We start from the raw sequence: 26,114 nt of genomic DNA, 5'->3' as shown, positions 1-26,114 counted from the left end.
AACATGACCATGAGGTACACTTTTACAGGTTATAAGGCGAGCAAAAGCCAAAAAAATAGATACAAAGTTTATTTGTTGGCGATTGGATTAAATCTGTTTTGCGCGTTGTCGATGGCACAGACAGTAAGCAAGCGAAATCATCTCAGCGATCACAAGCCGATGATGAACAAAACGTGGACTATCTTTGATCAGTTGATGTACAAGGTGGAAAAACGGAATGGCAAAACCCACTACACGCCCTTTTTCCCGGCGGCACTAAAGGCGCTACATGGTAAGGAAGTCGTTATCAGTGGGTATATGGTTCCCATCCACGCAGGGCGTCGACATCATCATTTTATGTTATCCGTGCTACCCGTTTTCCAATGTATGTTTTGCGGACAAGATGGTATTCCAGCCATGGTTGAAGTGCGGGTGGATCAAGGGAAGAAAATCATGTTTACCGAAGAACCGATGACCATTACCGGCACTGTTTTTCTGAACGCGAGTGATGAAAACCACAGCGAAATACAACTGCATCAGGCTCACGCCCAATAAGTCTTCACCAAGCAAGTAGCCTGTTTTGTCGAGAAAAAGATCAAGCCAGCATCGGTTGCCATCGCGCAACAAGCTACTTTTTGTGCGCTTTTATAAAGGTAATCGTTGTCTGCACCAATTCGTCGGTCTTTTCTTTGGCGATATTACCCAATCCGTGGTCGCCATCCTCCACCCGAATAAAGCGGTGTTCCACTTGATGTTTTTGAAATGCCTCTTGCAACTGCTCCGATTGCTTGATGGCTACTATACGATCTTTGGTGCCGTGCACGATTAAGGTCGGCAAAACGGGTTTATCGACATAGTTCAAGGGCGAAAAGCGTTCGTTAACCTCTAATACCTTGTCTTTGTCCGTCTTAAAATCATAGCCTGTCATCGCATAAGTCAATTTAAGGCGAATGTCATATAATTTGCGTACAAAAACTTTGAACATAAAGGTCGAAAAACCATTCAGATTCACCCGAAATAGGTCGTTAAGTTTCGTCGGTCCAAAATTATCTATGACGTAATTCAAGCGAAGGGGCACCTCTCGAAGGCTAGCATCTCCTCCTATCTCCCCCGGATTGGCATAAGCCACCAACATCGCCAAGTGGGCACCGGCGCTTCCGCCCCAAATGCCGTAGTTGGCCGTATCCAACCGATAGCGATCAGCATGTTTATAAAGCCATTTTATAGCATCGCTACAGTCTTCTACCGGCTTAGGGAAATGTACACTATCGGAAACCAGTCGGTAACTTATGCTGGCCACGGCAAAATCGCTGCGTAGCAGCTCTTCTTTCAGTTTGCGCATGTAGTAGATGCTTTCCATCTCTTTGTCGCCGAAAGCCCAGCCGCCACCATGCACCACAATCAGCAAGGGCACCTTCTTTTTAGCTGCTGATGCAGGCAGGAACAAATCCAAACGCAGGGAGTCGCGGTTGGGGAGCGCTTTATAGCCCACGTCCATCAGCGAGCGGTAACTATAGGCCGAAGAGTCTGTTTGTGCTTGCGTCATAAAGATGGTAGCCAGCAGACAGCAAAACGTGAGTACAGTGCGCAGTTGGGAAATGGTCAAAGAAATATGGAGCATGCGTTTTGTCGATAAAATTATATGAATAAATAAAGGTGATCCCTACGATCACCTTTATCTATTAACCAGCGAATCCTTTAAAAGTTTTGTCCATCAGCTCGGTTAGCTATGAACATCCTAAGCATCATTACTCCCTGGTATAGTTATACGTTCTCCCGCCTTGCAGCAAGGTCATGGTCTGTTTGACCGGGTCAAAGTCCATACGAATCTTTGCCGTATCAAACTTGAACTGATGTGCGGCAGTAGCCTCCAGCGGGAAGGCTGCCTGCCCCGTTGCCTGTGCCATCAGCACGCCATCCACTTTGGTTACTTTAATTTTCAAGGCAATATCCTTCGAGCTGTAGTTTCCAGTATATTGTTCAAGCTCTTCGTCAGATACCTTATAGTCCGAAAAGACAGGAATCGTTATCGGCCTACCAAACAGCGTACTCAGTGCGGCAATTGTTACCTCATTCATATCGATCGCACTACCATTGCTAATGGCCGCATAGGTAATATCGCCGTCGGCGAAGTGTACGAGCATCGACGCAAAACCGTCGATACTGCCGCCATGGCCATATCCGGTTTTCTCAAAAAAGGGAATACGCATAATGCCCAACCCGAAACCTTTGTCTAGCCCTTTCATCATCTCTACGCTTTCCGGGCGCAGTAATTTGCCTCCGAAGAGCGCGTTGCTGAACTTCACCAAGTCTGCCGCCGTTGAAACCACCGCACCAGCACCTCTCGGAATAGACATGTTGGTTTCCGGCATCAATTTCCAGCCGCTTTGGTAACGGTAAGATTTTGCTTGCCCCTTCTCGGTATCGATCGTGCCTCCTACAAATGTATGTTCCAGGCCTGCCTTATCCGCAATTTTACTTTTCAGCAGCTCGGAATAGGGCTTGCCATAGCTGGTCTCCAAAATAAAGGTGAGTAACACAAAGTTAGAATTGGAGTAGGCCGTTTTACTGCCGGGCGTGAAATCACTCCCGCCTTCGGCAATGATCTGCAGCAGTTGCTCCCTGCTTTTTTCCTGATCTATCCAGCTTAAGTAGTCGGCGCGGTTCGTAAAATTGTTGATGCCGCTTTTATGCTGCAGCAGCTGCCTTATGCTTATCGTATCAGCATTGAGCAAGTTGGGAAAGAAGGTGTCTATATGTTGATCCAAAGTCAGCTTTCCCTCTTCCACGGCCTGCAATACCAGCACCGCTGTAAAGGTTTTGCTTATCGACCCTATCCGATATTCGGTTGTTTCCGTCGCCTTTTTTTGATGTTCGAGGTCTGCGAAACCTAAGGATCTGCTATAAATATTCTTACCTTGCTGCTCGATATTGATCGTCCCGATAAACCTATCATGCTTTTCCAGCGCTTGGAAGAAGCTATCAAGTTTTGCTTTTTGGAACGTTTGAGCTGTGGCTTGGGTCACAAGCAAGCCTAGCGTAAGAATGCTTAAGAGAAATCTATTCATGATCGGTACGGTTTTTAGAAGCGTAATTTGAACTACAGCTCTAAAGTCGCAAAAAATAATCGTTAATTCAAGAAATAAGCAAAGATAAACGACATTTCCGTACCCAGCTATTAGCCTTTACTATCTTCATAAGTTGGGCCATAGAGGCCTGGCACCTTGTTGCCCGTAGCACGCAGGTATACGATCATCTCCCCGCGATGATGGTAGATATGGTTGAACAGAAATCCACGTGTCACAATACCCCGCGGCAACGGTCCCAATAACACACGATCGCCAAACTTCATGGTCCATTCTTGGCCTAGCGCTTCTTCGGTTAACGCGTTCAAGGCTTCTCGCGCCGCCAGCACATTACGCTCAAACAAGTCTTTGGTAGCCTCTATATCACGAACGTCGCCGCGTTCCAATCGATCTGCTGCTAGATCATATTCATTCTGCGTCAACGTGCCCACATACCAATAATAGATGGTCGCGATATGCTGTGCCAACTCGCCCATTGTCCACGACAGGTCGGATGGTTTATAGTCGATATCTTTTGCAGGAACTGCCTGCAGCAATTTACGGGTATTGCCTACTTCCTGCTCAAATTCTTGTTTAAGGTATTCCAGTACCATGCTATGTCCTCCTTTATTTATCTTCCTTAAAGCTAATTAAAAAAGGCCGTACTTGGGATACGGCCTTTTGACTATTTAACTAAACAACATACCGAGGGTCGGTATTCCTATTCTCCGAATATTTCGGAAAGTTTCTTATCCAATTCTTCACCACGCAGGTACTTAGCAATGATCTTTCCATTAGGATCGACCAAGAAGTTCATCGGGATTGCTTTGATATCATATAGCTTGCCTGCTTCGTTGTCCCAACCTTTAAGGTCGCCCACCTGTTTCCAAGTCAACCCATCATCTTGGATAGCTTTCAACCATTTGGCTTTATCGGCAGCCTTATCCATAGAAACGCCCAAGATTTCAAAACCATTTTTTTGGTATTTCGCATAGGATTTCACCAAGTTTGGATTTTCGCGTCGGCAAGGTGCACACCAAGATGCCCAAAAGTCAATTAAAACATACTTACCGCGGTAGTCCGATAGCTTCACCGGTTTGCCATCTACATCAGGCTGCGTGAAGTCTTGCGCTTCCACGCCCTCGCTTGTTTTCTTCAACAAGGCAATACGCTCTGCAAGCTCTTTTCCAAGAATGGAGTTTTGCAAGCTCGGATCTAGCGTAGCAAAAACCTTCTCGGCTTGGATAGCGTCAAACTCTGGCGGCAATGTGGAGTTGAAGGCCATCAAGGCCATGTAGCTCTTCGGATTTTTGGCCACATAGTCCATTTTGGCATCAATTGTTTGTTGCTGTATAGCGTCCGCACGCTCTTCCAACGATTGGATGTATTTAGGATCCTGTTGGTCTGCTAGCGACTTCGACTTGTACTCGTTGTTCAAGGTCTCATATTGGTCGTATATAGGCTTCAACATATTATTCACTTTCTCATTTTCCGCGTTCAAAGGCGAGCCCGTAATTTTGGCGTTTTGTATGGAGTCTTTAGACACAAATTTGATGTTCGCTCCTTCAATCAAAAACGGTAAGATATCCTGCTTTGCAGGCTTCGACGGATCAAAAGGTAGATCATCATGGATAATGCGTAGATGCGCCTCCATCGGCGAAGGGATGCTTCCCTTAAACTCGAATTTACCGTTTTTCATCTCAACAGAGTCGATCTGTTCCTTGCCATCATACTTCAATCTCAAAAAAGCTTTGGCGGGCTTGTTCAATTTAGCAACCTGACCTTGTAATGTATAATTTTGCTGTGCGAAGCCCAGCGCCGGAAGTGCAAAGGCAAGCATCAATGCCCATTTCATATTTTTCATTGTTATTTTGTTTTTTGTTTTGTTTTCTCTCCTACTGTTCCTGTTTGTAGTAATTGCTTGTAAAGTTGCCCATCGCGTAGCACGAGCAAGGCATCTTGAAAGCTCTGGTTTGCCTCATTACGCACACGCGCCATATAATCGCCCCCAGTGTAAAGCAGCGATCCAATTTGTGCTTTCAGCTCTACATCGATCGCTACATGTGCCGAAGTAGCTGCTTCAGCGGGCACCTCCACATCGCGTTGCCTTGCATAACTCACTAGCTGCTCGTGTACCTCTTTCGGTATGCGAAAACGCTTGTTGAATGCGTCAAAATCGGGATAGGCGGCCAACAGTGCTGCTCTGTTTTGCTGTACAAATTCAAAGCCTCCTTTTGCCACGATGCCATCGTTCATCAACTTCGCCATCCACGCACTGTATTCATTGGTATCAATGGGTACAAAGCGATCTGGCATAATGCCACCACCGCCATACACCACCCGCTTATTGGTCAAGGTATTATATTTGAGTGAATCCGGAAATTGCACATGCCCGCCTTCCAAGAGTTCCTTGGAAGCCATCCGACGGTTAAAGTCCTGAAAATAGTCGTCTTTACCCTTGCTGTACGGTTTCTGTATCGATCGTCCAGAAGGGGTATAGTAACGTGCTCCCGTCAATTGCATTTCCGAACCGTCAGAGAGTGGCACGGGCTTCTGCATCAGGCCCTTCCCAAAGCTACGGCGACCGATAATCACCGCGCGGTCCCAATCCTGTAGCGCACCCGTTACAATCTCGCTGGAAGAGGCCGTCGACTCGTCGATCAACACCACCAACTCGCCATCGTAGAATTGGCCAAAGCCCCCTGTGAAGTAGTAATCTTTTCCGCCCTCGTTGGGTACCGAGTAAAAGACAATCTTCTCTTTGGGCAGAAACTCGTCGGCCACGCCAATAGCAGATTCTACGTAACCACCACCATTGCTCTGCAAATCTAGAATCAGCTTTTTCATGCCCTGCTCCTTCAATTTTTTCAGCGCGGCATCAATTTCCGGCCGTGTTGTGCGGTTAAAAATCGATAGAGCGATGTAACCTATTTCCTGATCCACCATGTAGCTCTCGCGCACCGATTTCTCGAGAATATTCTCCCGCACAATCGTGATTGTCTTGATCTCCGTACTCCCCGGCGAGCGCACATCCAGCAGCACCGCAACATCCTTATCACCGCGTAGTTTCTGCATGATCTCCCGGTTCCCCCACTGTTCGCCAGCGATCGCTTCCCCATCTATACGCACAATTTCGTCGCCCACCCGTATGCCGCTGCGCATGGCCGGCCCATCCGGATTCACCACCGTGATAAACGTTTGGTCTTGGTTTTTCAAAAATTGGATACCAATGCCTGCAAAACTACCGCTCATGGCCTCGCGCATGGCCTCGGCCTCTTCCCTGCTGGTGTAGTGCGAGTGCGGATCAAGATCGGCTATCATCGCCTTGATGGCCGCATCCACGAGGTGTTCCTCGTTCACTTGATCCACATAATTCTCCTGAATCAGCTTCATGGCCTCTTCAAATTTATACTTCGGGTTCATCTGTGCCTGTAAAGACAAGGCCAAACCGATCATCCCCACGAGCAAGCCCGTCGCTTTCCTGTTCATCTCCATGCTAGATTAGCTTGTTTATTTTTCGTTTCTTAATGTCTCTATGGCCAACGATAGTTCATCCATCAGCTTACTTGGGCTTCCGGAATAACCACCCGAGCAGTAGCGCACCTTACCATCCTTCACCACGATCTTACGCGGGATGGACGAGTCGCCGAATAGCGGCACCAATTGTTTAAAAACAAGATCCTGCTCATTGGTCTTTGGGTTTACCGCATCATGCAGCAGGTTAAAGCGGTAGCCCTCCCCACGCACATAGTTCACCGATTTATTCTTGTAGTCGCCCGTTTGCATCGTTCCCAGCATGTAGATGGCTACATCCTGATCTTTGGCATATTTATCCACCAACAGCTGCATGCCGGGAAAAGCCATGATACAAGGACGGCACCAAGTGGCCCAAAAGTCTACCACCACAATCTTTCCTTTCCAATCTTCCGGTGTTACAAAAAGTCCGTCAGCATCTTCCAGCCGAAATAGAGGCATGGGGTGGTTTACCCAATGTTGATCCACATAAGCTTTCATTTCGGCTTTCTCTTCATCCGATTTCAGACCGGCCAAGTAAGCCGCATAGCCAGCATCCTGTCCATCATGCTGCTCGAGGTACAAGGCTTTTAGTTTGTCGAACATTTTCGGTGTCATCGCATTTTCGCGCGCACTCATCTCCAGCAAGGGTAGCAATTGCTTATCATCCTCCAAACCTTCTAGCACCTGCATGTTTATCTCGTTTAGCTCGGCGTTGCTGTATTTTCCGGCTTCGGATAGTGCCAAAAAGTACTTCCGTGCCTCTTGGTATTTTTTCAGGTCGTTCAACAAGGAAATATGGGTAAACAAGCGGTCGTCCAGCTGACGCAACATATTCGAGTCGGCCTTCTCGCGCGTATCAAAATCGTTCAGGTAGGAGCCATCATCCTTGCGCGCAATCAGCTTCGGCAAGATCGCTTCAGAAATATTGTACAGCGTGTCTTGCCCCACCATCTTAAACATATAGGCCCGCATAATATTCCAGCGCATCAGCTCATTGCCCGTCCTAAAATCAAGATCGTTGTACAGCGCGGTAAACTTATCAAACTGCTTGGAATCAAAGTAAGACGAGCCCAGTCCGCGATAAACGGCATAGTAGATAAAGCCTTGCCCATTCGGATTTTTGCGCCATTGCTCAATCGGGAAACTCGCCAAAAAATCTTCGAATGAGGCGATCACCTCTGCTCGATCAGGGCTACTGCCCTTGGTCTTGTTGTAGGCCATAAAACGCGCTGTGGCTCCTTGCGGAAAGTCTTTCTTCACGCGCCCTTCGATCAGCGTCGCAAGGCGCTCGTCTTTCAGCCTGGAATGGGCATAGGTATAGAAAACACCTAGTGTTTCATCCTTTAAGGTTTTGTCCTTTAAGGCATCCTGTATAAAGGTTGAGGCGTATGCGGGAAAGGCATCTCCCAGTGCCAACTGCTGCAGCTTCATCCACGACTCAAAGTATGCTATATATTGCTTTCCAGATATGGCCTGTTCCTTTGCCGCTAGCGACTTTAGGTAGGCTGCATCCGAAGCCTTGGGATCTTCACTGTAGTAGCCGTAGAAAATACCGCCTGCGATAATCGGGTTTTGGAAACCCGCTTCCGCCAAAAAGGCTCCTGCCAAAGGTTTGCCATCTGCAGCTTGCAGCGCCACCGCATAGCCTTTGTCGGCATTGTTATCTGCGGCATCAGGCTGGTTGCTATCGCCTTGAAAAAATTTCACTGCTACAAAGGCTGTTGCCGGCGTAAGGGGAACCTCGCCTACCCACAATCCCTGCGCATCTTTCGCTAAGCTGATATTTACGCGCTTCCATTGCAAGTTATCATACATAAACAAGGCGGCTTGCACCTCATCACTAAATTCCAAGTCTTTGCCTTTGGCATCATACACGATCTGTACCCCGGCGTTGACCTTGGGCTGTTGCGGCTTAAAAACGCTGCTGCTATAGCGGGGTTGTGCATAAAGCACAACCTGCGCAAACATCAACAGCAAAAAAAATAGTTGCTTTTTCATGTTATATACTATCTAGGATTCTGTCCGATTTCGGGGTTAAGTGTGAGCACTTCCTGATTTATAGGATAAACAAAACGTGGACTATTCGCGTCCAATCTATAGGTTTGCCCGTTTAGCGTTCGTTCTACAGGTTTGTAATATGCTCCATCTAACGTCAATCGACGCATATCGTACCAACGTAAATCTGTACCGACAAATTCCCGTCTACGCTCATCAATTACTGCCTGTAGGAGATCGCTCTGTATATCGGCTGCTGTGAGTGCAACATAATCTACCGTTCTAAAACGTTTCATACGTAGCGCGTTTAGCAGTTCCACTGTTTTGGCCACATTGTTTTGCCTGGCATACACTTCGGCACGGTTTAAGTAAATTTCTGGTGTGCTTAGCCCCACTACTGCGTAGAACGATCCGGATTTAGTCGGCTTCATATATTTGAAGCCATTTAAGCTCGCATTATTTTCCAGAAAATGTGTGAGACGGAGATCCTTAACATCGTATAAGGCAACTAATTCAGCATTTATTGGGCCTGTCACACTACCAGAACTCAGCTTGGAAAGAATCACTTCAGGATCATCGATCACCTGCGGATATGTGGCATCGACATAGTCAGCTACATTAATCAATTCTGGGTTCAAAGCTAGTGCTCTATCAGCATTCTCCGCGGCTTTTTCAAAGTCGCGCATTGTCATATACACACGAGTCAACAATGCGTAAACAGCAAGTTTAGATGGATGGTGATTTATCGCCGGACGATTAGGCAATACATCGATAGATTGCTCAAGATCCGTAACTATTTGTTGATAAACAGTTTGCAAAGGAGCTCTATTCAGCTCTTGAAAAAGATCTGGGCGCAACAACAAAGGTACGCCGAGCTGGTTTGCCGCCGTTGAAGGATTATAAATCTGCGCATATTGGTTAACTAAAGAAAAATAAGCAAATGCACGATGTACTCTAGCTTCTGCAGCGATTATCTGCTTCTGACTTTCACTGCCGTCTGCACTCTCCATGACACCTTGCAATATCTCATTCGCCACATACACGTGTTTGTACAAGTTGTTCCATCCTATATCTTGTTGATCGTCCCCATAAAAACTTTCACTCCAAAGAAATGCTTTCAACACCTGCTCGCCCCATTGATTTGCGGCTGCTTGAGAAGGTGTACCAGAAATGTCATCATTCGAGATAATCGGCATAATACTCGTGGTCTGAAAATTAACTCGGTTATTTATCAGATACTGGTAATCATTGGTTGTTTTCAACGTTCGAGAACCATAAGTATCTATTTCCACATACTTTCTGCAACTACCAAAAAGCAGCGACACAAGTATCAAAACTGCATATAGTTTACTATCTTTTATTTTCATATCGGTAACTTTTAATTGATTAAAAAGAAGCATTTAAGCTAAAAAAGAATGAAGTAGCTGGTGGCAAACTCGAATAAATATCCGTCACACGATAAACAGGATCCACCCCATCTTTATTTTTACGCCAAATAATTCCGAGATTACGCACAGCTCCATTTAAAGCAACACTCTTGAATGGAGTTCTAGTTAGGATATGCTGAGGCAATACGTATCCGATATCTACCTGCTGTAATCGCACATGGCTACCGCTTATTACCAGTTCGTTGGCATTGGCATATCGAGAAACGCTGTTAAATTGCCAGCCGTCATTGACAATGGCAGGAATGTTTGTGGATGCTTCGTCCCCTGCTTGCTGCCATCGTTGTGCTAGATCTGCCTGCATACCTATAGCTCCTGAATAAAAATTCCATTGCGGATAATTTTGAACAGAAAGCCTCCGGATTACATGTCCTAATTCGTATGTCATACGAACTCCCAAAGAAATGCCTTTATAATTAAACGTATTAAACAAACCGCCCACATATGGAGGAGTTGTTCTTCCCACCAACAGCAGATCGTCCGCGCTTAGCGTGTTTATTCCTTGATCTACTGCCAAAATACTGCCATCTGCTTTTTTGATCTGCGATCGTCCTTGACTATCCAATCCTCCCCAGTTGTATGCATACATATAATCCACAGGAAGGCCTACGATAGGTCTAGAACCAGCTATTAGTTGTGAAACATTTGTTAACTTCTCAAAACGAGAATCACTGACTTCATTGCTATTGAATCCCATGTTAAACATACTAGACCAACGGAAATCGACACGCTGGATCCAATTTGCATTCAGTCCCAGATCTACACCATGCGCTTTCATCGTTGCACTGTTGAAGGTCAATTGCGTCCAACCGTATGTCGGATTAAATGGCAAACTGTGTAGAATATCGGAAACGCGTTTTTGATAATAGTCTACTGTAAACTGTAAGCGGTTATCCCAAAGACCATAGTCTAGCCCTAAATTGAGGGTCTTTATTTTCTCCCAGCTGATTTGGTTGTTTGCCGGAGATTCAATTGTAGCCACGCCCTCACCCGTTTGGTTGTCTGAAGAGGTCGTGATTACAACCTTACTCCCCACACCAAATGGCATTGTTCCATTTACGCCGTAAGTAACTCTTAGCGCGAGCGCGTCAGCCCAATTTGCGGATTGCATAAACGCCTCTTTCTTGATATCCCATTTTGTTCCGACAGACCAAAGCGGTTGCGCTCGTTGCGCTCGTGACGCTCCTACCACCGTAAAATCATCAAAACGAATACTTCCAGAAACCACATACCTACTGTTAAAAGCTGATAGCGCAGTATTGGAATAATAAGATAATGCGCGCGTAATATTTTTTCCTACGGTAGCATTTCCAGGGAAACTTGCCCCCCAACCATCAATGGTATCGTATCGATCATTTGGCTTATAAACAGAATTGACAAACGTGAAGGGGTCAAATCCGATAAAATTTCCAGTGGATGATCGATGGCTATTTTCTTTTATTTCACTACCGCCTATAAAAGCTAGATTAACAAGTCCATTATTTCCAAAATCCTTATTGATGTTCACTTGCGCGCGCACCGTATATTGAAACCCGTTATAATTGCGTACACCTAAATTTCCGCCCACCGGATAATTGTAAACTAAGTTCCCATCATCGTTGACGGTTGTTCCATAATTAATAGCATTGCGCATGTTATAACTATCCACAAAATCTATATTCTCGGAATTATCCAATTTACGTTGTAATTGTCCCATCACGGAGAAATTAGCCCAGCTTGTCAATTTAGTATTTACATCTAAATGCATACGGAGACTATGAGTTTGGTCATTATATTTCGAAGTTTCCAATTCCTCTAGCGGACTATAGGTCCAATCCAAATACCCTAAACCTTCGAAGTATTGCGCTACTTCAGGTCTATACCGCAGATACTTCTTCACCAAACTACCACCATCGTCTTTCAGCAGATCATAGGGTAGCAAACCACCCATCTGCGGGTTTGTTGAAAGCGCGTTGATGGTTGCTGTATTCGTAAGGGAGTTGCCGTAATTGTAATTGATTCCTGTTGCAATTCTGACGCGATCGTTAAATAAATCATTCGTCAAATTTGATGTCAGGTTTAATGTTTCACCTTTATTTGCTCGAAATACCGGAACGTCTTTACTATAATTACCAGACACAAAAAAATTACTTTTTGAAGTTCCTCCCGAAAAAGAAACGCCATATTGCTGGGATGTTGCATTTTGCATCAAAAGATCTCTAATTTGACCTCTGTTATCTATGCCTCCCAACCGGCTTAGTGCGGCATCCCTTTCTTCTTCTGTCGCTGTGCCACGCTTCACGCGGAACATCCACTCCAACGACTCTGTAAGCGGAGCATTGGTGTTCATTGTTCCCCAATAAGTGGTGTTATCATTAATCATATCCTTATTAAATAGCTCACGTTCCAAATCGATATATTCGCCCGTGGTCATCCTATTTAATTTCTTCAAATCAGCCGGCGCGGAAACGCTCACTGTACTATTAAAGTTTACTTCGGTCGGTTTATTTCGTCCTTTCTTTGTTTCGATCACAATAACACCATTCCCAGCTTTAGCTCCCCAGATAGAGGCTGCGGCTGCATCCTTCAACACCGTGATGCTTTCGATATCATTTGGATTTAACTGCGATAATACCGCGCCGCCCCCTCCTTGTAAAGAACTTTTATCAGTAAGTTTAAAGCTTTCGTCTCTATTTTCCGCCATAGGAAAACCATCGATAACAATCAAGGGATCTCGCGTTGCACCCACACCAAAACTGTTGGCTCCGCGAATCTGAATGGCATTTGTCTTGGGATCGACGTAAACGCCGGGAACCAATCCTTGTATACGCTCCATAATATTGATTGTTGGCGTTTCCTGAATTTGCTTTGACGAGATTGTACCAAAAGAACCTGTAGCCCTTTCTTTAGGCAGTTGTGTATAACCCATTGACACCACCTCCACATCTTCAATCAGGTTGATGGCTTCACCCATGGTTACATTGATTTCCGTGTTGCTACCGATCACCCTACGCTGCGGCTCCATGCCCACATACGAGAAAATCAGCGCCTCGGCTGGCTCCTGCAGGCGTATGGTAAAATGTCCATCGCTGCTGGTCGTCACCCCATTGCGCACGGCATAGCCATCGGGCAGCACCGTCACACCAACGAGCGCCTGTCCTTTGGCATCCTTCACATTGCCCGATAGCACCTTCCAAAAGCGGCTGTCGCCATCGTTATCCTTGGCTCCACGGCTATCGCGGATTATGGTGTAATAATTATTTTGCACATAGAGAAACAGGAATCCATTGGGATACAAGAGTTCCTTCAGCACCGATTCAATCGGTTTCTTTTTATCTTTCGGTTGCATATCTGCAGGCACCTGCGCCTGTTTCAATAAGCCTTCTTCGTAAGAAAATTTCGTCCCGTATATGCGGGTCACCTCGCTCAGTGCTTGTGCAAGGCTCACCCTCTTTTGGGCATAGCCACCGGCATATGCCAGCAGGCAGAGCAGCAGCAGGAGTAATTTTGGCTTCATAAATGTTGATCAATTAGTGGTTGATTGTTCTAGTTAGGGTTGATAAATATTTGTTTGTTATCCACACGTATACGTACATCCATCGTGTGTTTGAGGACAAAGAGGATATCGTTGATACTCTTCACCGGAATGGTCCCTGTTAAGCGCTTATTTAGGAGACTTGAATCCTGAAGAATAACCTGATAGCCATAATTATCTTCCAGCACATCGATGATGTTCGCTAGGTTGTCGTGTTCTACATTAAGTTCGCCGCGCGTCCACGAAGAAACGCCATCGACATTTTTCTGCACAATCTGTTCGGCCTGTGCCTGCTCATCGTAGACAAAGGTTTCGCCCGGCAGCAGCATCCTATCCAGTCCTTTGTCGCCTTGAATACGCACGCTCCCTTCAAAGAGTGTCACCTCGATGCGTCCACGGCGATCCTTCACATTAAAGGTGGTTCCCAACACCGTGAGGGATAGGTCGCCCACATGCACCACAAACAGATCGTTCTGGCGCAGGCGATTTTTGAGGGCGGTATGCTTCACCTGAAACATCCCCTCTCCTTCAAACCATACTTCGCGCGGCTTGTCCGTTTTCCAGTTGCGCACATAGTGCAGCTTAGAGTTGCTGTTCAGCTGTATGCGCGATGCATCGGGCAGCAGCACCTCCCTACGTTCGCCAAAGGTGGTGCCCAGCTGTTTGGTACCAAATTGGCTTACCTCATAGATCAAGATCACCGCTAGAAATAAGGCCGCAATACCGGCCGACCAGCGCAAGCTTTGGTAGATGCGACGCACGCGTACCTGCTGCCGCGCGTAGCTCGGCAATCGATCTTGAACAGCTTTCCAACGCGATTCTGCCGATCGCTTGCCCACATATGGCCTTTGGCTTTGTATCAGCACTATCCAGCTTTCGGCCACCGCCATCTCCTCGGCAAGGGCAGGATACACCTCCGCCAGCGCTGCCCAAAAGAGCTGCGCTTCCTTGTCGCCCGTCAGGATGCTGTCGGTAAACCTGCTGTCTTGAAAAAAATCGACGGCCTTAAAATCTTTGTATGTCAAAAACGTGGGTTCCATGTGCTGATTTATTAGATATATACCCGGGCTTCAAAAATTACCCCAGTTGTTTTTAATTTTTTTTATTTTTTTTCTAGAAAGACTATCAAGAACTCAACATATGCGCATCGGCATTGCCAAATAGCAAAAAAAGGCCGCGATAGCGATGCATTGTGCTAATGGATAATATACCCCAATACGGCAACAGGCATGAAATTTTGATTATGATATAGTGAACTTAAGAAGAAGACGAACGGAGGTGCGCCACGAGGGCAAGCAAAGCAAGTAAATGAATAGGTCCCATATATTTCCGCAAACTGTCCATCGCCCGGTAAAACAGTTTGTATGTATCTTTTACCGATAGTCCCATAATATCGGATATCTCCTCGTAGCTCAGCTCTTCGAAAAAGCGCAGGTGTATCACCTCCCGCTGCCGCGCCGACATCTTCTGTAGCGCTAGAGCCAGCTGTGTGCGGATCTCCTCCAAGCGCTCTTTGCGCATAATGTCCACATCGTGGGGCAACTCGATATCAAAGGGCAGGCTATCGCTGGCCATATGCTGCAAGCTGAAAAAACGGTTGGCACGCTCCAATTTGCGGGTCAGGATGCGTCGGAAAGATTTTAACAGGTAATTTTTAACGGAAGCCGTATCGCCTAGATTTTCGCGGTTGTACCATAGCTTCACAAAGAGCTCCTGCACGGCATCATCTATCAGATCCTCATCTTGGGTAAACTTATAGCCGTAATTGAACAACAGGGATTGGTAGCGCTCAAAGATATGCTTGAACGATGCCTCATCGCCCACGCGAAACATCTCCCACCACTGTAATTCATCTTTCATTTGAAAGCTCAGGATATTCTAAATAATCTGCTAGTAAGTAAATTGTGCAGTTAGACCAAGTATTGCCAATTTGCTACGGTTTCCAAATGTAGAAAATTTTCCAATAAAACAGACAATGCCCCTTAAGGTTCTAAGCAACATCAACATACAATTTTCACAAAAAAAATGGTTATTTTTCAGTATTTGAAGCTAATTGCGGCCTACGTACCTTTGAAAAAATTAGTAAAAATTAACAGATAGAAAAAATTCCCCTTAGCATGAAAACCAACAAACTTTCCCTCACTATGTTACTCTTAGTCTGCGGCATCGGCCTAAGCCAAGCGCAGAAACTCGATAAAATGACTTGGTTTAACGAACCCAGCACCTGGGAAACTAGCGACAATAGCCTGCGCATGTTTGTCACGCCAAAGACCGACTACTGGCGTATATCCCATTATGGATTTACGGTAGACGATGCTCCATTTCTATACAGCAACCGTGGTGGCGAGTTTGAGGTGAAGGTGAAGATCTATGCCGACTACAAGGCGCGCTTTGACCAGTCGGGCCTTATGTTACGCATAGACCATCAAAATTATATCAAAGCGGGAATCGAATTTGTGGATGGCAAGTACAACCTTAGCACGGTGGTTACCCACAACACCAGCGACTGGAGCGTCATCACGCTGGAGAAGCCCATCCCTTTTGTTTGGATCAAGGCAGTACGCCGCCGCGATGCTGTCGAGGTATTTTACTCCTTTGACGATAAAACCTACACCATGATGCGCAATGCTTGGCTACAGGATAACCACCCGGTGATGGTGGGGTTAATGGCCGCCAGTCCCGATGGTGATGGCTTTAACGCTAGTTTTGAGCACTTCAGCATTCAGCACCTACCCGACGAACGCCGCGAAGAGTGGTTGAAGAAGTAGGGAAGGAAGTGATGTGGTGATGAAGTGACGAGGTGACGGAGTGATATGGTGACGAGGTGACGGGCTGATAGCGGTAACCTTAAGATTTAACACCATTCTATCTACATACTCAGTACTAACTACTATATACTTTCTTGTCCCTAAGCCCGGGACAGGGTTTTGCTTACTTTTGTGGGGCAAAAGTAAGCAAAACCCTGTCGCTAATTTTTGTTGCATCCTTATTGGGCAGTGCATGGGCAAGTGTCTACAGACGCAACAAAAATGATGCGACCTTGCTGTTCATATTGAGCAGGTGCGGTAATGGTAAAGTTTGTGAATTTAGTGCTGAGGTGATGTGGAGATGAAGTGACGAGGTGACGACGAAGTGATATGGTGATGAAGTGACGGGCTGATACCGGTAATCCTCAAATTTACCGCTTCCCTTATCGCACTACGCAATACGCACTACCCACTACGCCAATGTAACGATCAAGATATCGCTGAGCAGCAGACATCTTGATCGTTTAATGTTAAAGCTGCGTTACGATTTGCGTGCGTCCTTGCTTAAGTCCTTTTGCACGGGCATGGACCTCAATTTTTCCAGCTTGCTCCGAAGCTTGCACGATCAGCGTCATCTGTCCATTGAACAGGCGCATTTCCGGCACATGAAAAAGCTCTAAACTTGTTGGATCGCCGTTGGCCACAGCCTTAAAGCTTCCAGCACCTTTCACCTCAAATTTCACGGACGAACTATCCAGCGGGCACAGGTTTCCCGCTTTATCGACCGCCTTCACGCGGATGTAAGATAGCGATCGCCCATCGGCCAAGATACTATCCTGCGCAGGTTCGAGCACGATATTGTAAGGTTTACCCGCCGTATGCACCGTCTTTTCTTCTACGGCTTTACCCTGTTCATCATAGGCAACCACCTTGAGTTCGCCTGGTTCGTAAACCACATCCATCCACATCAAGCGGTAGCGATGCTGCAGTGAGCTATTGTTTTTACGCTGCACGCCTTGGCTCTTGCCGTTCACAAAAAGTTCGGCACTGGGATAGTTGGTATACACAAACACCGGCGTCTGCTCGCCAACACGGTCGTTCCAGGTCCAGTGCGGCAATATATGCAAGGTATTGGCTGTTTTGTTCCACACACTGCGGTACAGGTAATAACGGTCTTTGGGGATACTGGCCAAATCAATAATACCAAACATCGAGCTGTGGTTGGGCCAAGCATCTGTATCGTAGGGCGAAGGCTCACCAAGGTAATCAAAGCCCGTCCATACAAACTGGCCCATCGTCCAATGGTGGTCGTCAGCCAACGCAAAATCCTCGTCCGGAAGGTTAGACCAAGAGCAATGTTCCATATCGTAGGACGATGATTGATGATCCGGATAGAGTGCATCGCCCAGCTTACGCACCGGAAACTTATACACCCCTCTAGAGCTTACCGTAGACGCGGTCTCTGATCCCAACACCAAGTTTTGCGGCAATTTAGCGTAGGCCTCTTCATAGCGGTGCGCGCGGTAGTTTAAGCCAGGGATGTCGAGCATGCTCGCAAAGCCATTTTCCAATACGCAGCTCACCTGATCCATGCCGCAGGTAACAGGTCGCGTGGGATCTTCACGGTGGCAAATATCTTGTAAGTAAGAAGCCACCTTGTAACCATCGGGGCGGCATTGTGTAGGCACCTCGTTGCCTATGCTCCACATCACGACCGACGGGTTATTCCTAAAATGGTGAATCATATTGACCATGTCGCGTTCAGCCCATTCGTCAAAGAAGCGGTGATAGCCATTTTCACATTTCGCTATTTCCCATTCATCGAAGGGCTCAATCATCATCATCATGCCCAGTTCATCGCAAAGCTCCACCAGTTCGGGCGCCGGCATATTGTGCGCTGTACGCACAGCATCACAGCCCATGTCTTTTAACAGTTGCAATTGGTAGCGAAGCGCCGACACATTGATGGCTGCACCCAGCGGCCCCAAGTCGTGATGGTTGCATACCCCTTGAAATTTGCGTAGCTTACCGTTTAGGTAAAAGCCCTTATCAGCCACAAAGCGTATCTCGCGCATGCCAAAACGCGTGGTGTAGGTGTCAACAAGCTTCCCATCAACAAATATCTGCGACGATGCTTGATACAAAGCAGGTTGCTCAGGGCTCCACAAGGCCGGATCGCGCACCTCAAAGTTTTGAACAAAGGGTTGTCCGTAGTTTAATTTCTGCTGGTTTTCCTTATGTGCCACCACATTGCCTTGGGCGTCGATAATGTCTGTCAGCACACGCAGCAACTTACCATCGGCCTGCGCCAGTTTGGTTTCCAGACGCACCGAAGCTATGCTATCCGTCACATAGGGCGTTGTCACATAGGTTCCCCATATCGGCACATGAATATCCTCCGTTACGATGACATGCACGTTGCGATATAGCCCTGCACCGGGATACCAACGGGAAGATTGCGGTTTATTTTCCAATCGCACGGCAATTTTATTTACCGTGCCATCCGTGTGAATAAGGTCGGTCACGTCACAGTGAAAAGCGTTATAGCCATAAGGCCAGAAACAAGCCTCTTTTCCATTGACGTACACCCGTGCTTCACTCATGGCACCATCAAATTTCAATTGTACACGCTTCTTACCCGCCCCAAATTTGGGCACGGTAAAATTATTGCGATACCAGCCCACGCCCACATAAGGCAGCCCGCCAGTCCTGCCCGTTTTTACCGTCGCCTTTTTTTCCCCATTTTGGGTCACCGCAACTTCCTGTAGGTCGTGTGCACGATCAAAAGGACCAGCAATAGCCCAGTCGTGCGGCACCGTCACCATCTGCCAACGGCTGTCGTCGAAGGTATTCGTTGCCGCATCTGCTGCATCGCCTTGAAAAAAGCGCCAGTTCTTTTCCAAGGTAAAGGATTCGCGTACCGTTTGTCCATATAGCAGGGACGGGATAAGGCCTATAAAACATAAAAAAGCGGAAACAAACTGCAGTACGTTATTCATTATATTGGGTTTTAGGTATCTAAACTTACGTCATTTTATCGAGAAACAGGGATGTCGCATGCAATCGAATCCCTGTCTCCGTTCTAAGGATTACTACTAACTGCTTATTTAAACGCATTGAACACGCGCGTAGGTCGGCCGTTGTTATCAAACGCTCCAAGGGTATATCCATTCCAGCCCGCATAAGCTAGGGGCTCCCAGTAGAATACGCCCAACACCCTATCGTCAGGCAGCTTGTTTACAGCCTGCAACAAATCTGTCAGCCAGAGCTCGGCCACTTCCGCCTCATCCCAGCTCATGCCCACTTCACAGATCATCACTTCCGAGCCATATCGGCTCCACATATCGTTAATATTCTGTACGCAGTCGCTGTTCCGCTGTTGCCAGTTATCCTTCGTCGGATAAAGCGACATGCCGATTACATCCCATTTACCACCATTGGTCTTTAAGCCATCAAATAACCAGCGAAAGAGCCCATTGTCGTAGCCATTATGTACGTGCACAATCACCTTCGCTTCCGGAAAAACAGCTTTCACCGCATCATATCCGGCATTGTTCAGTGCCGCATAATTCGCCATGTTTACGGATGCTTTCCCCTCATCCCATAGCATACCATTACCGGTTTCATTGCCCACCTGCACCCACTCTGGCGTTATCGCATTGCTTTTCAGCAATTGCAACACCTCTTGCGTGTGCTGTGCCACAGCCGCCTTTAGCTGCTCGAAAGATAGATCGGCCCAAGCAGCAGGTTTGGTTTGCTGCCCCGGGTCGGCCCACGAGTCGCTGTAGTGAAAGTCCACCATGAGGCGCATGCCCAAATGTTTAGCGCGGCGCGCCTTCACCAAAAGATCTTCTTTATTGCACCATCCGTTCTGCGGATCCACCCATACGCGCAGGCGCACCGCATCCATCCCCAACGATTGCAGCAATTTTATTCCGTCCACCGACGCACCGCCGGCATTATAAAACTGTATGCCAGATGCCTCCATCTCGGTAATCCAGCTCACATCAGCGCCTTTAGCCAGCGCCAAGGGCGCCTGTTCCGGCGTTGCGGTCGTTTTGTCATCGCAGCTCTGTAATGCTAGCGCCACGACCAAAAAACCTATATATTTCTTCCAACTTTTCATTGTATTTTTTCTTTAAAATCCACCCATTTATTCGCACTCCGGTCAGCTATTACTCTACCGTATAGGTAAATGCCTTCGGGTCACTTAAGTCGAGGACGAGCGTGTGCGTACCTACCTTGTCGTAGGCAAATCCGCTAGCATCCGCAGTATACAGCGTACATACCCCCTCCTCTTCAGCTGCACCAAAAAACCAAGTCCAGCTGCCATTGATCAACACCTTGATGCCCCATTGTTGAGCGCTCGTGGTTGTAATCGTAGCTTTCCATACTTTGGCTACCTGATCGTAGGTCATGGGCGTCGCCGTGGTACTCCAACCGTTGAAGTCGCCGGTCACGGCCAACGATTCCACCACCGTCTCCTTCCAGGTCAATTTGTTTACATCTGCCGTCAGGTATAGATAGCCCCCATTGCTGGTCCAGCAGTTCCATCTATCGGCGCCACTATAAAGGATATATTGGTTGCCATCCACCGGATAGGAGCCATAGATCAACGAGGCGTTGGCACTTTCCTCGTTCGTCAGGTAAAAGTTATACCAGGGGTCAACTTTGACAAAGCCATCATACATACCATCCTCTTTTCGAGCGCAAAGCTTCCACGGAAACTGCGTCAATTCTTTATTGGCCATATACAGGTAATCCGCGTCCGCTATGGGTTCATAAGGCGTGATGGCAATCGCCACAACGTTGCTGTAGCTAATCTCCTTGTTCGCCGCCAAGCGGGAGGCCACGCGCGCATAGAGCGTTTTGCTTTCACCGGCCACGAAGCCCATGCCCAGCACAAGGCTGTTGAGCTGCTCGTTTGTGTAGCTTAGGGATGCGGGCACCTGCTCGATCTGCTTTGCTACCGTCGCAAAGGAAGCGTCGGTCGCAAATTCCACGCGGTTCTTTAGCGTCGATTGGGCAATAGGCTGGGCACTGTGCAAGGTCGACTCCTCCCAAACCAACTGCAGGGCCAGCTTCTTCCGTGCTGTCGCATCCAGCTGCACATCCAGTGCACTGCTGTGCAGTATCGCCGGTTCAAAGCCCGAGATAGCGGGCTGTCCTCCCTCCTTTTTGCAGGCCATGACAAGCAAGGCCATTGCACAAATAATCAATTTTTTCATGATAGGTATAATTCGTTAATGGTTACCGTGTTTAGTATCCCGTGTTCTGTATTAAGTTGGGGTTTGCTGTCATGTCTGTGGTGGGTATAGGATACAGGTTAAACTTGTTATCCACACTACGTCCATTGACATCGCCACCCTTCCACTGCCAGAGGTAGCTGTTTCCCGTGAATCGACCAAAGCGAATCAAATCCGTCCGTCGGGTACACTCCCAAAAAAGTTCTCGTCCGCGCTCCTCCAATATAAAATCCAGCGTGAGTTGCGCTTGCCCTATGTTGCCGGTTGTGCCGCCAAAAGCGCGCTGCCGCAGTTGGTTAACGAGTGCCAGTGCTTCCGTTGCGCTACCGCCACCACCACGCAGCACCGCTTCCGCATACATCAGGTACACATCGCCCAAGCGAATCATCGGAAAATCGGTACTCACCAAGCCCTCATCAGTCTTGTAGGTGCCGTCATCCTTCAGGTTGGTAAATTTCACCAGTCCATAGCCTTGGCTTGATGAAGAAGGGTCGTCCACGTCCAGCGATTGTCCATTTTTCCAGAGGTCCCCCCGTTTATCGTTTGTATTAAATATGCCGACAAACTCACGCAGGGTCCGAAAACTGTTCCATCCCGATAGTACGCCATAGTTGGCCGCTTGCATGCTACCCACAATAGGGCCATTCACCAAATAGGTTGTGGCGCCCCAAGTTGTGGTACGTTCTACATCCGCTTGAATCGGAAAAATGATCTCATTGATACGTTTATCGTTATCGGCATTAAACAACTGCTTATAGTCAGCGTTTAAGCTATATCCACTGTCAATCACCTTTTTGCTTGCGGTTACTGCATCGGCGTAGCGAGCCGTGCCCGTGTACACCTGCGCGTTGAGGTAGTTTTTAGCCAACAGCGCCCATGCTGCCGCTCGGCTCACACGTCCATATTGATTTTGGCGTGCCTCAGGCAGTAGTTCCGCAATTTGGGTGAGCTCCTGCTCGATATAGGCAAACAGATCGGCCCGTGCTATACGCGGAGGAAAAAATGCCGCTACGGCATCTTTCTCTGTCACGAAGGGCACATTGCCATAAAGATCCATCGCGTGGCTATAGGCCAGCGCGCGCACAAAACGTGCTTCGGCAGCAAAACTGGCTATTTCACGTTGGTCGGCATCGCCAAACTGCGCGATCTTCTCGGCTGTCGCGTTGCGCAGAAACTCGTTACACAGTGCCACGGTATAGTATATGCGGTAGTACATGGCGTTTACCCAGGTGTCAGATGCTCCCCAGGTCATGTATTGCAATTCCACCATATTGTCGCCCCCTGCCCAGGTATAGATCACCTCATCTGTAGGCACCTCCTGCAGGTTGAAGTATACCCGAAGATAGCCCCACGTAGCGGTGGCACTGGCCATATCCGGATCAGCATCGCCGCGACCATTGCCCGCCACGGCAAACGAGCCATACACCTTGGCCAATACCGAGCGATAACCGTCTACCGAGGTGTACACTGCCTCCGACGTCGTCTCTACGGAAGGATATTGATCCAAATCTTTCGTGCAGCCAAGTAGCAAAAACAAGATCGACAACAAGCTACAGCTGTATATTTTTATATTTTTCATCACACACATATTATGTCTATCAAACCAATTAAAAATCAAGATTCAAGCTCAGCGAGAAGGTCCGCGAACGCGGATAGAAGGAGCTATCAAAACCACTCGGTACCTCCGGATCTATACCGCTGTACTTGCTGATCACGAATACATTCTGCACAACGGCTCCTGCCCGTAAGTTGGATATTTTGCCCAGTTTACCAAAGCTGTAGCCCAGAGAGATATTCTCCATACGCAGGAAGGAAGCATTCTCTACGTAGTAGTCCGAGTAATACTGTCTACTTTGAAAACCCGTATTGAGGTAGTCACGGTGCAGGTTGTTGATCGCCGGATCCACGTACTGTACCGTTTCCCAAGCACTTAGGTTCATTTTCGTATTATTGAACACATAGTTGCCCACATTGGCTCGTAGCGTGGTCGCGGCCGACCATTTCTTGTAGGTCAACTGGGTATTGAAACCAAACAGCCATTTAGCCGCCGGCGATTGGTAGCGATACAGATCTTTCTCGTCAATTGCACCATCGCCGTTCAGGTCGGCATAAATGCCTTCCAAGGGCTTTCCGCCCTCGTCATACAGCTGTTTGTAGACGTAGAACATGTAGGGTTGGTATCCTGTCGTCAAGATCTGTATGCCGCGGCCGCTCACTACCGGGCCTACATAGGTGCCCACCGAGTTCGCATCCTGCACCAAGGCTATATTCGTGACCTTAATATGCTGGTTTGTCGCATTCACGTTGACCTCCCAGCGTAGGTTATCCGTTTGTATCGGCACTGTATTCAGTTGAAATTCCAGACCACTGCTTTCCACGTTGCCCACATTGATTGTTGCATTCTGGTCAAAGTTTGTCCCAGCGGCAACTGGCACGTTGGCCAATAGATCGTGTGTTTTACGGGTATAGTATTCTACCGATCCCGATACACGGCCCTGCCACAGCGAGAAATCCACGCCATAGTTGAAAGCCTTGGTGGTTTCCCAGCGCAAATCCCGATTGTAAACCGAAGGGCGGTACACCAAGTGGTATTGATCGCCGAAGCGGTATTGGGCATACTGTGTACCCAGGTTATAGACCGGCAGGTATTCATAGTTGCCGATGCCCTCCTGCTGCCCCGTCACCCCATAGCTGGCCCGCAGCTTCAGGTCGTCCAAAAACGAAACATCTTTCAGGAAAGACTCCTCCGAGAGGCGCCAGGCCAAGGCCAGCGATGGAAATGTACCCCACCGGTTCTCTGGGCTAAAGCGTGAAGTGCCGTCCTTACGGATCGTGGCCGTGAGCAAGTAGCGGCTATCAAAGTTGTAGTTCAACCGACCATACCAAGAGATAAGGGCATGTCTTTCGTCCGACGCGATAGCCGTAGAGCGCACATCCCCTAAATCATTAAGGTACACAATGGGTGGGCGTTCCGCGCTCCAATATTGGTAGTCATGTCCTGCTGTCACCTCCACCGTACTTTTTATAGCGGGCAAGCTCTTGTTGTAGTTCAGGTATCCCGTAAACAATCTATTTTCCAGCGTTTGTGCATAGCGATCATATGCCCCTTGAATGGTGAAGTTGTTGGCTGCGCTGGCCGGGATATGGTTAAAGCCATTTCCTTTGGCATAGTCGTAGCCTAAAGTTACATGCGCTTTCAATTCCGGCAAGAAATGGAATTTGTAGTCCATATCTAAGTTTCCGATGCCGCGATTTACCGTGCTGCGGTGTCGCTCTTGGTTCAATAAACCTAAGGGATTTAGATTGGCCCCCGTAGCCGGCAGACCGGCATTGTCTAGGCTCTCATAGTAACCACCATAGGTATCCAAGCCTGAATAAATTGGCTGTGTAGGGTTAAACGCAATGGCCGACCATATCGCATCTGTATTGGCAAAACGGTTATTGTTGCGCGCGCCCTTCAGGTTAAGGTTTACGGATAAATGCTGATCAAAGAATGTAGGGCTCAGCACCAAGGATCCGGTCATACGTTCGCTGCGATCGGTACGCAAGGTACCTTGCTGGTCATAGTAGCCCACCGAAGCGCGAAAAGGCAAGGTCTTGGCAATCTTCCCCTGTAGGCTCAGGTTGTTGTCTGTGCCTATGGCCTGCTGAAATACCTGGTCGAGCCAGTCTGTGGAAGCTTCCCCCAAAAGTGCCTTCTGTGCGGCTGTACCCCGGCTGTTGATCAGCTCGGCAAATTCATCGCGCGACATCATATCCGCGACGCCCAGTGCCTGCTGCATCGATACGATAGAGGAGAAAGAGAGGCGCAAGGCGTCGCCTTTACCTTTCTTGGTCGTGATCAGTAACACCCCGTTGGATGCACGCGAACCATAGATTGCCGTAGCCGATGCATCTTTGAGCACCGTCATGCTTTCGATATCATTGGGATTGATCAAGCTCAAAAAGTTACCGCTATTTCCGCTGATGCCGCCTGTTTCCAAGGGCACCCCATCCAACACAATTAGCGGATCGTTGCTGGCGCTCAACGAGGCACCACCACGAATACGGATGCTGCTTCCTGCCGAGGGGGACCCACTGTTGGACATGACCTGCACCCCAGCCGTCTTACCGTTTATCAATTGTTCGGGCGAGCCTACCAAACCCGTGTTAAAATCTTTACTGCTTACGGTGTTTACTGCGCCCGTCAGATCTTTTTTGGTTGTGCTGCCATAGCCCACCACCACCAGCTCCTCCAGTTCATTGCCCGTTGGCTTCAACTGCACATCCAACGTCGTTCCCGTCACTTGAAGTGTTTGGCTACTGTAGCCCAAAATAGAGAACGCCAGTTGTGTTTTGCCCGTCGGCAACAGCACACGATAGGAACCATCTTCCCCGGTCGATGTGCCCACCGTTGTTCCCACCACGAGTACCGTTACCCCCGCCATGGCCTCGCCGTTTTCATTACGCACGATACCACGCACCTCCTGCTGCCATGCCGATCTCAGGCTACTGCTGGGCCTCGGGATAGCTGCATGCACTGTCGTCGCTAGCCCCAATGTGGATAGCAGCGACAAGCCTAACACACTTGTTTTAAATGCAAAACCCTTCATTCTATTAGATTTATA

17 protein-coding genes are annotated in these 26,114 nt (G+C 47.9%); 2 read left to right on the top strand and 15 right to left on the bottom strand.

Annotated features, from left to right (window positions below; genetic code table 11):
• Positions 1–111: 111 nt before the first annotated feature.
• The gene (locus tag SCB77_RS18570) at positions 112–534 is read left to right on the top strand and encodes a hypothetical protein (protein ID WP_320183495.1); all 423 of its coding nucleotides are present in this window, start codon (positions 112–114) and stop codon (positions 532–534) included.
• Between the two features lie 73 nt (positions 535–607).
• Here the strand turns inward: SCB77_RS18570 and SCB77_RS18565 are convergent, their stop codons facing one another.
• The 10 genes from SCB77_RS18565 to SCB77_RS18520 all read right to left on the bottom strand — a co-directional run bounded on the left by SCB77_RS18565 (position 608) and on the right by SCB77_RS18520 (position 15,374).
• Entirely contained in the window at positions 608–1,600 is a 993-nt protein-coding gene (locus SCB77_RS18565) for an alpha/beta hydrolase (RefSeq protein ID WP_320183494.1), read from the bottom strand.
• A gap of 127 nt (positions 1,601–1,727) precedes the next feature.
• A complete protein-coding gene (locus SCB77_RS18560; RefSeq protein WP_320183493.1) occupies positions 1,728–3,047 on the bottom strand; it encodes a serine hydrolase domain-containing protein in 1,320 nt (439 codons plus the stop codon).
• Positions 3,048–3,157: 110 nt separating this feature from the next.
• Positions 3,158–3,658 carry a DinB family protein gene (locus SCB77_RS18555; RefSeq protein ID WP_320183492.1) on the bottom strand — a complete coding sequence of 167 codons (501 nt, stop codon included), beginning with the start codon at positions 3,656–3,658 and terminating at the stop codon, positions 3,158–3,160.
• Positions 3,659–3,765: 107 nt separating this feature from the next.
• Complete coding sequence (locus tag SCB77_RS18550) at positions 3,766–4,908, bottom strand: TlpA disulfide reductase family protein (RefSeq protein ID WP_320183491.1); 1,143 nt, start codon at positions 4,906–4,908, stop codon at positions 3,766–3,768.
• A gap of 2 nt (positions 4,909–4,910) precedes the next feature.
• Complete coding sequence (locus SCB77_RS18545; protein WP_320183490.1) at positions 4,911–6,539, bottom strand: S41 family peptidase; 1,629 nt, start codon at positions 6,537–6,539, stop codon at positions 4,911–4,913.
• Positions 6,540–6,554: 15 nt separating this feature from the next.
• Positions 6,555–8,558, bottom strand: coding sequence for a TlpA family protein disulfide reductase (locus SCB77_RS18540; protein ID WP_320183489.1), 2,004 nt, complete (start codon positions 8,556–8,558; stop codon positions 6,555–6,557).
• 8 nt (positions 8,559–8,566) lie between these two features.
• Positions 8,567–9,922 carry a RagB/SusD family nutrient uptake outer membrane protein gene (locus tag SCB77_RS18535; RefSeq protein WP_320183488.1) on the bottom strand — a complete coding sequence of 452 codons (1,356 nt, stop codon included), beginning with the start codon at positions 9,920–9,922 and terminating at the stop codon, positions 8,567–8,569.
• Positions 9,923–9,941: 19 nt separating this feature from the next.
• On the bottom strand, positions 9,942–13,496 hold the full coding sequence (locus tag SCB77_RS18530; RefSeq protein WP_320183487.1) for a SusC/RagA family TonB-linked outer membrane protein: 3,555 nt from the start codon (positions 13,494–13,496) through the stop codon (positions 9,942–9,944).
• A gap of 29 nt (positions 13,497–13,525) precedes the next feature.
• Positions 13,526–14,554, bottom strand: coding sequence for a FecR family protein (locus tag SCB77_RS18525; protein WP_320183486.1), 1,029 nt, complete (start codon positions 14,552–14,554; stop codon positions 13,526–13,528).
• 217 nt (positions 14,555–14,771) lie between these two features.
• Positions 14,772–15,374, bottom strand: a complete 603-nt coding sequence (locus SCB77_RS18520) for an RNA polymerase sigma factor (protein WP_320183485.1) — start codon at positions 15,372–15,374, stop codon at positions 14,772–14,774.
• Positions 15,375–15,631: 257 nt separating this feature from the next.
• On the opposite strand from SCB77_RS18520, the gene SCB77_RS18515 reads away from it, so the two are divergent.
• Entirely contained in the window at positions 15,632–16,282 is a 651-nt protein-coding gene (locus tag SCB77_RS18515) for a DUF1349 domain-containing protein (RefSeq protein WP_320183484.1), read from the top strand.
• Positions 16,283–16,791: 509 nt separating this feature from the next.
• Here the strand turns inward: SCB77_RS18515 and SCB77_RS18510 are convergent.
• The 5 genes from SCB77_RS18510 to SCB77_RS18490 all read right to left on the bottom strand — a co-directional run bounded on the left by SCB77_RS18510 (position 16,792) and on the right by SCB77_RS18490 (position 26,099).
• On the bottom strand, positions 16,792–19,260 hold the full coding sequence (locus SCB77_RS18510) for a DUF4982 domain-containing protein (protein WP_320183483.1): 2,469 nt from the start codon (positions 19,258–19,260) through the stop codon (positions 16,792–16,794).
• A 104-nt stretch (positions 19,261–19,364) separates the two neighbouring features.
• The gene (locus SCB77_RS18505) at positions 19,365–20,387 is read right to left on the bottom strand and encodes a glycoside hydrolase family 53 protein (protein WP_320183482.1); all 1,023 of its coding nucleotides are present in this window, start codon (positions 20,385–20,387) and stop codon (positions 19,365–19,367) included.
• A 49-nt stretch (positions 20,388–20,436) separates the two neighbouring features.
• The gene (locus tag SCB77_RS18500; protein ID WP_320183481.1) at positions 20,437–21,489 is read right to left on the bottom strand and encodes a DUF5111 domain-containing protein; all 1,053 of its coding nucleotides are present in this window, start codon (positions 21,487–21,489) and stop codon (positions 20,437–20,439) included.
• 31 nt (positions 21,490–21,520) lie between these two features.
• Positions 21,521–23,086 carry a RagB/SusD family nutrient uptake outer membrane protein gene (locus tag SCB77_RS18495; protein WP_320183480.1) on the bottom strand — a complete coding sequence of 522 codons (1,566 nt, stop codon included), beginning with the start codon at positions 23,084–23,086 and terminating at the stop codon, positions 21,521–21,523.
• A gap of 28 nt (positions 23,087–23,114) precedes the next feature.
• A complete protein-coding gene (locus SCB77_RS18490; protein WP_320183479.1) occupies positions 23,115–26,099 on the bottom strand; it encodes a SusC/RagA family TonB-linked outer membrane protein in 2,985 nt (994 codons plus the stop codon).
• Positions 26,100–26,114 lie beyond the last annotated feature (15 nt).

The organism is Sphingobacterium bambusae, assembly GCF_033955345.1.
GTDB lineage: Bacteria > Bacteroidota > Bacteroidia > Sphingobacteriales > Sphingobacteriaceae > Sphingobacterium > Sphingobacterium bambusae.
This window is presented reverse-complemented; position numbering and strand designations above follow the sequence as displayed.

Bases quoted from the DNA above. Each gene is read 5' to 3' on its own strand.
- SCB77_RS18510 (WP_320183483.1), bottom strand. From the start codon at position 19,260: ATGAATAACGTACTGCAGTTTGTTTCCGCTTTTTTATGTTTTATAGGC.
- SCB77_RS18540 (WP_320183489.1), bottom strand. From the start codon at position 8,558: ATGAAAAAGCAACTATTTTTTTTGCTGTTGATGTTTGCGCAGGTTGTG.
- SCB77_RS18545 (WP_320183490.1), bottom strand. From the start codon at position 6,539: ATGGAGATGAACAGGAAAGCGACGGGCTTGCTCGTGGGGATGATCGGT.
- SCB77_RS18555 (WP_320183492.1), bottom strand. From the start codon at position 3,658: ATGGTACTGGAATACCTTAAACAAGAATTTGAGCAGGAAGTAGGCAAT.
- SCB77_RS18565 (WP_320183494.1), bottom strand. From the start codon at position 1,600: ATGCTCCATATTTCTTTGACCATTTCCCAACTGCGCACTGTACTCACG.
- SCB77_RS18500 (WP_320183481.1), bottom strand. From the start codon at position 21,489: ATGAAAAAATTGATTATTTGTGCAATGGCCTTGCTTGTCATGGCCTGC.
- SCB77_RS18550 (WP_320183491.1), bottom strand. From the start codon at position 4,908: ATGAAAAATATGAAATGGGCATTGATGCTTGCCTTTGCACTTCCGGCG.
- SCB77_RS18570 (WP_320183495.1), top strand. From the start codon at position 112: ATGGCACAGACAGTAAGCAAGCGAAATCATCTCAGCGATCACAAGCCG.
- SCB77_RS18535 (WP_320183488.1), bottom strand. From the start codon at position 9,922: ATGAAAATAAAAGATAGTAAACTATATGCAGTTTTGATACTTGTGTCG.
- SCB77_RS18525 (WP_320183486.1), bottom strand. From the start codon at position 14,554: ATGGAACCCACGTTTTTGACATACAAAGATTTTAAGGCCGTCGATTTT.
- SCB77_RS18530 (WP_320183487.1), bottom strand. From the start codon at position 13,496: ATGAAGCCAAAATTACTCCTGCTGCTGCTCTGCCTGCTGGCATATGCC.
- SCB77_RS18515 (WP_320183484.1), top strand. From the start codon at position 15,632: ATGAAAACCAACAAACTTTCCCTCACTATGTTACTCTTAGTCTGCGGC.
- SCB77_RS18490 (WP_320183479.1), bottom strand. From the start codon at position 26,099: ATGAAGGGTTTTGCATTTAAAACAAGTGTGTTAGGCTTGTCGCTGCTA.
- SCB77_RS18520 (WP_320183485.1), bottom strand. From the start codon at position 15,374: ATGAAAGATGAATTACAGTGGTGGGAGATGTTTCGCGTGGGCGATGAG.
- SCB77_RS18495 (WP_320183480.1), bottom strand. From the start codon at position 23,086: ATGAAAAATATAAAAATATACAGCTGTAGCTTGTTGTCGATCTTGTTT.
- SCB77_RS18505 (WP_320183482.1), bottom strand. From the start codon at position 20,387: ATGAAAAGTTGGAAGAAATATATAGGTTTTTTGGTCGTGGCGCTAGCA.
- SCB77_RS18560 (WP_320183493.1), bottom strand. From the start codon at position 3,047: ATGAATAGATTTCTCTTAAGCATTCTTACGCTAGGCTTGCTTGTGACC.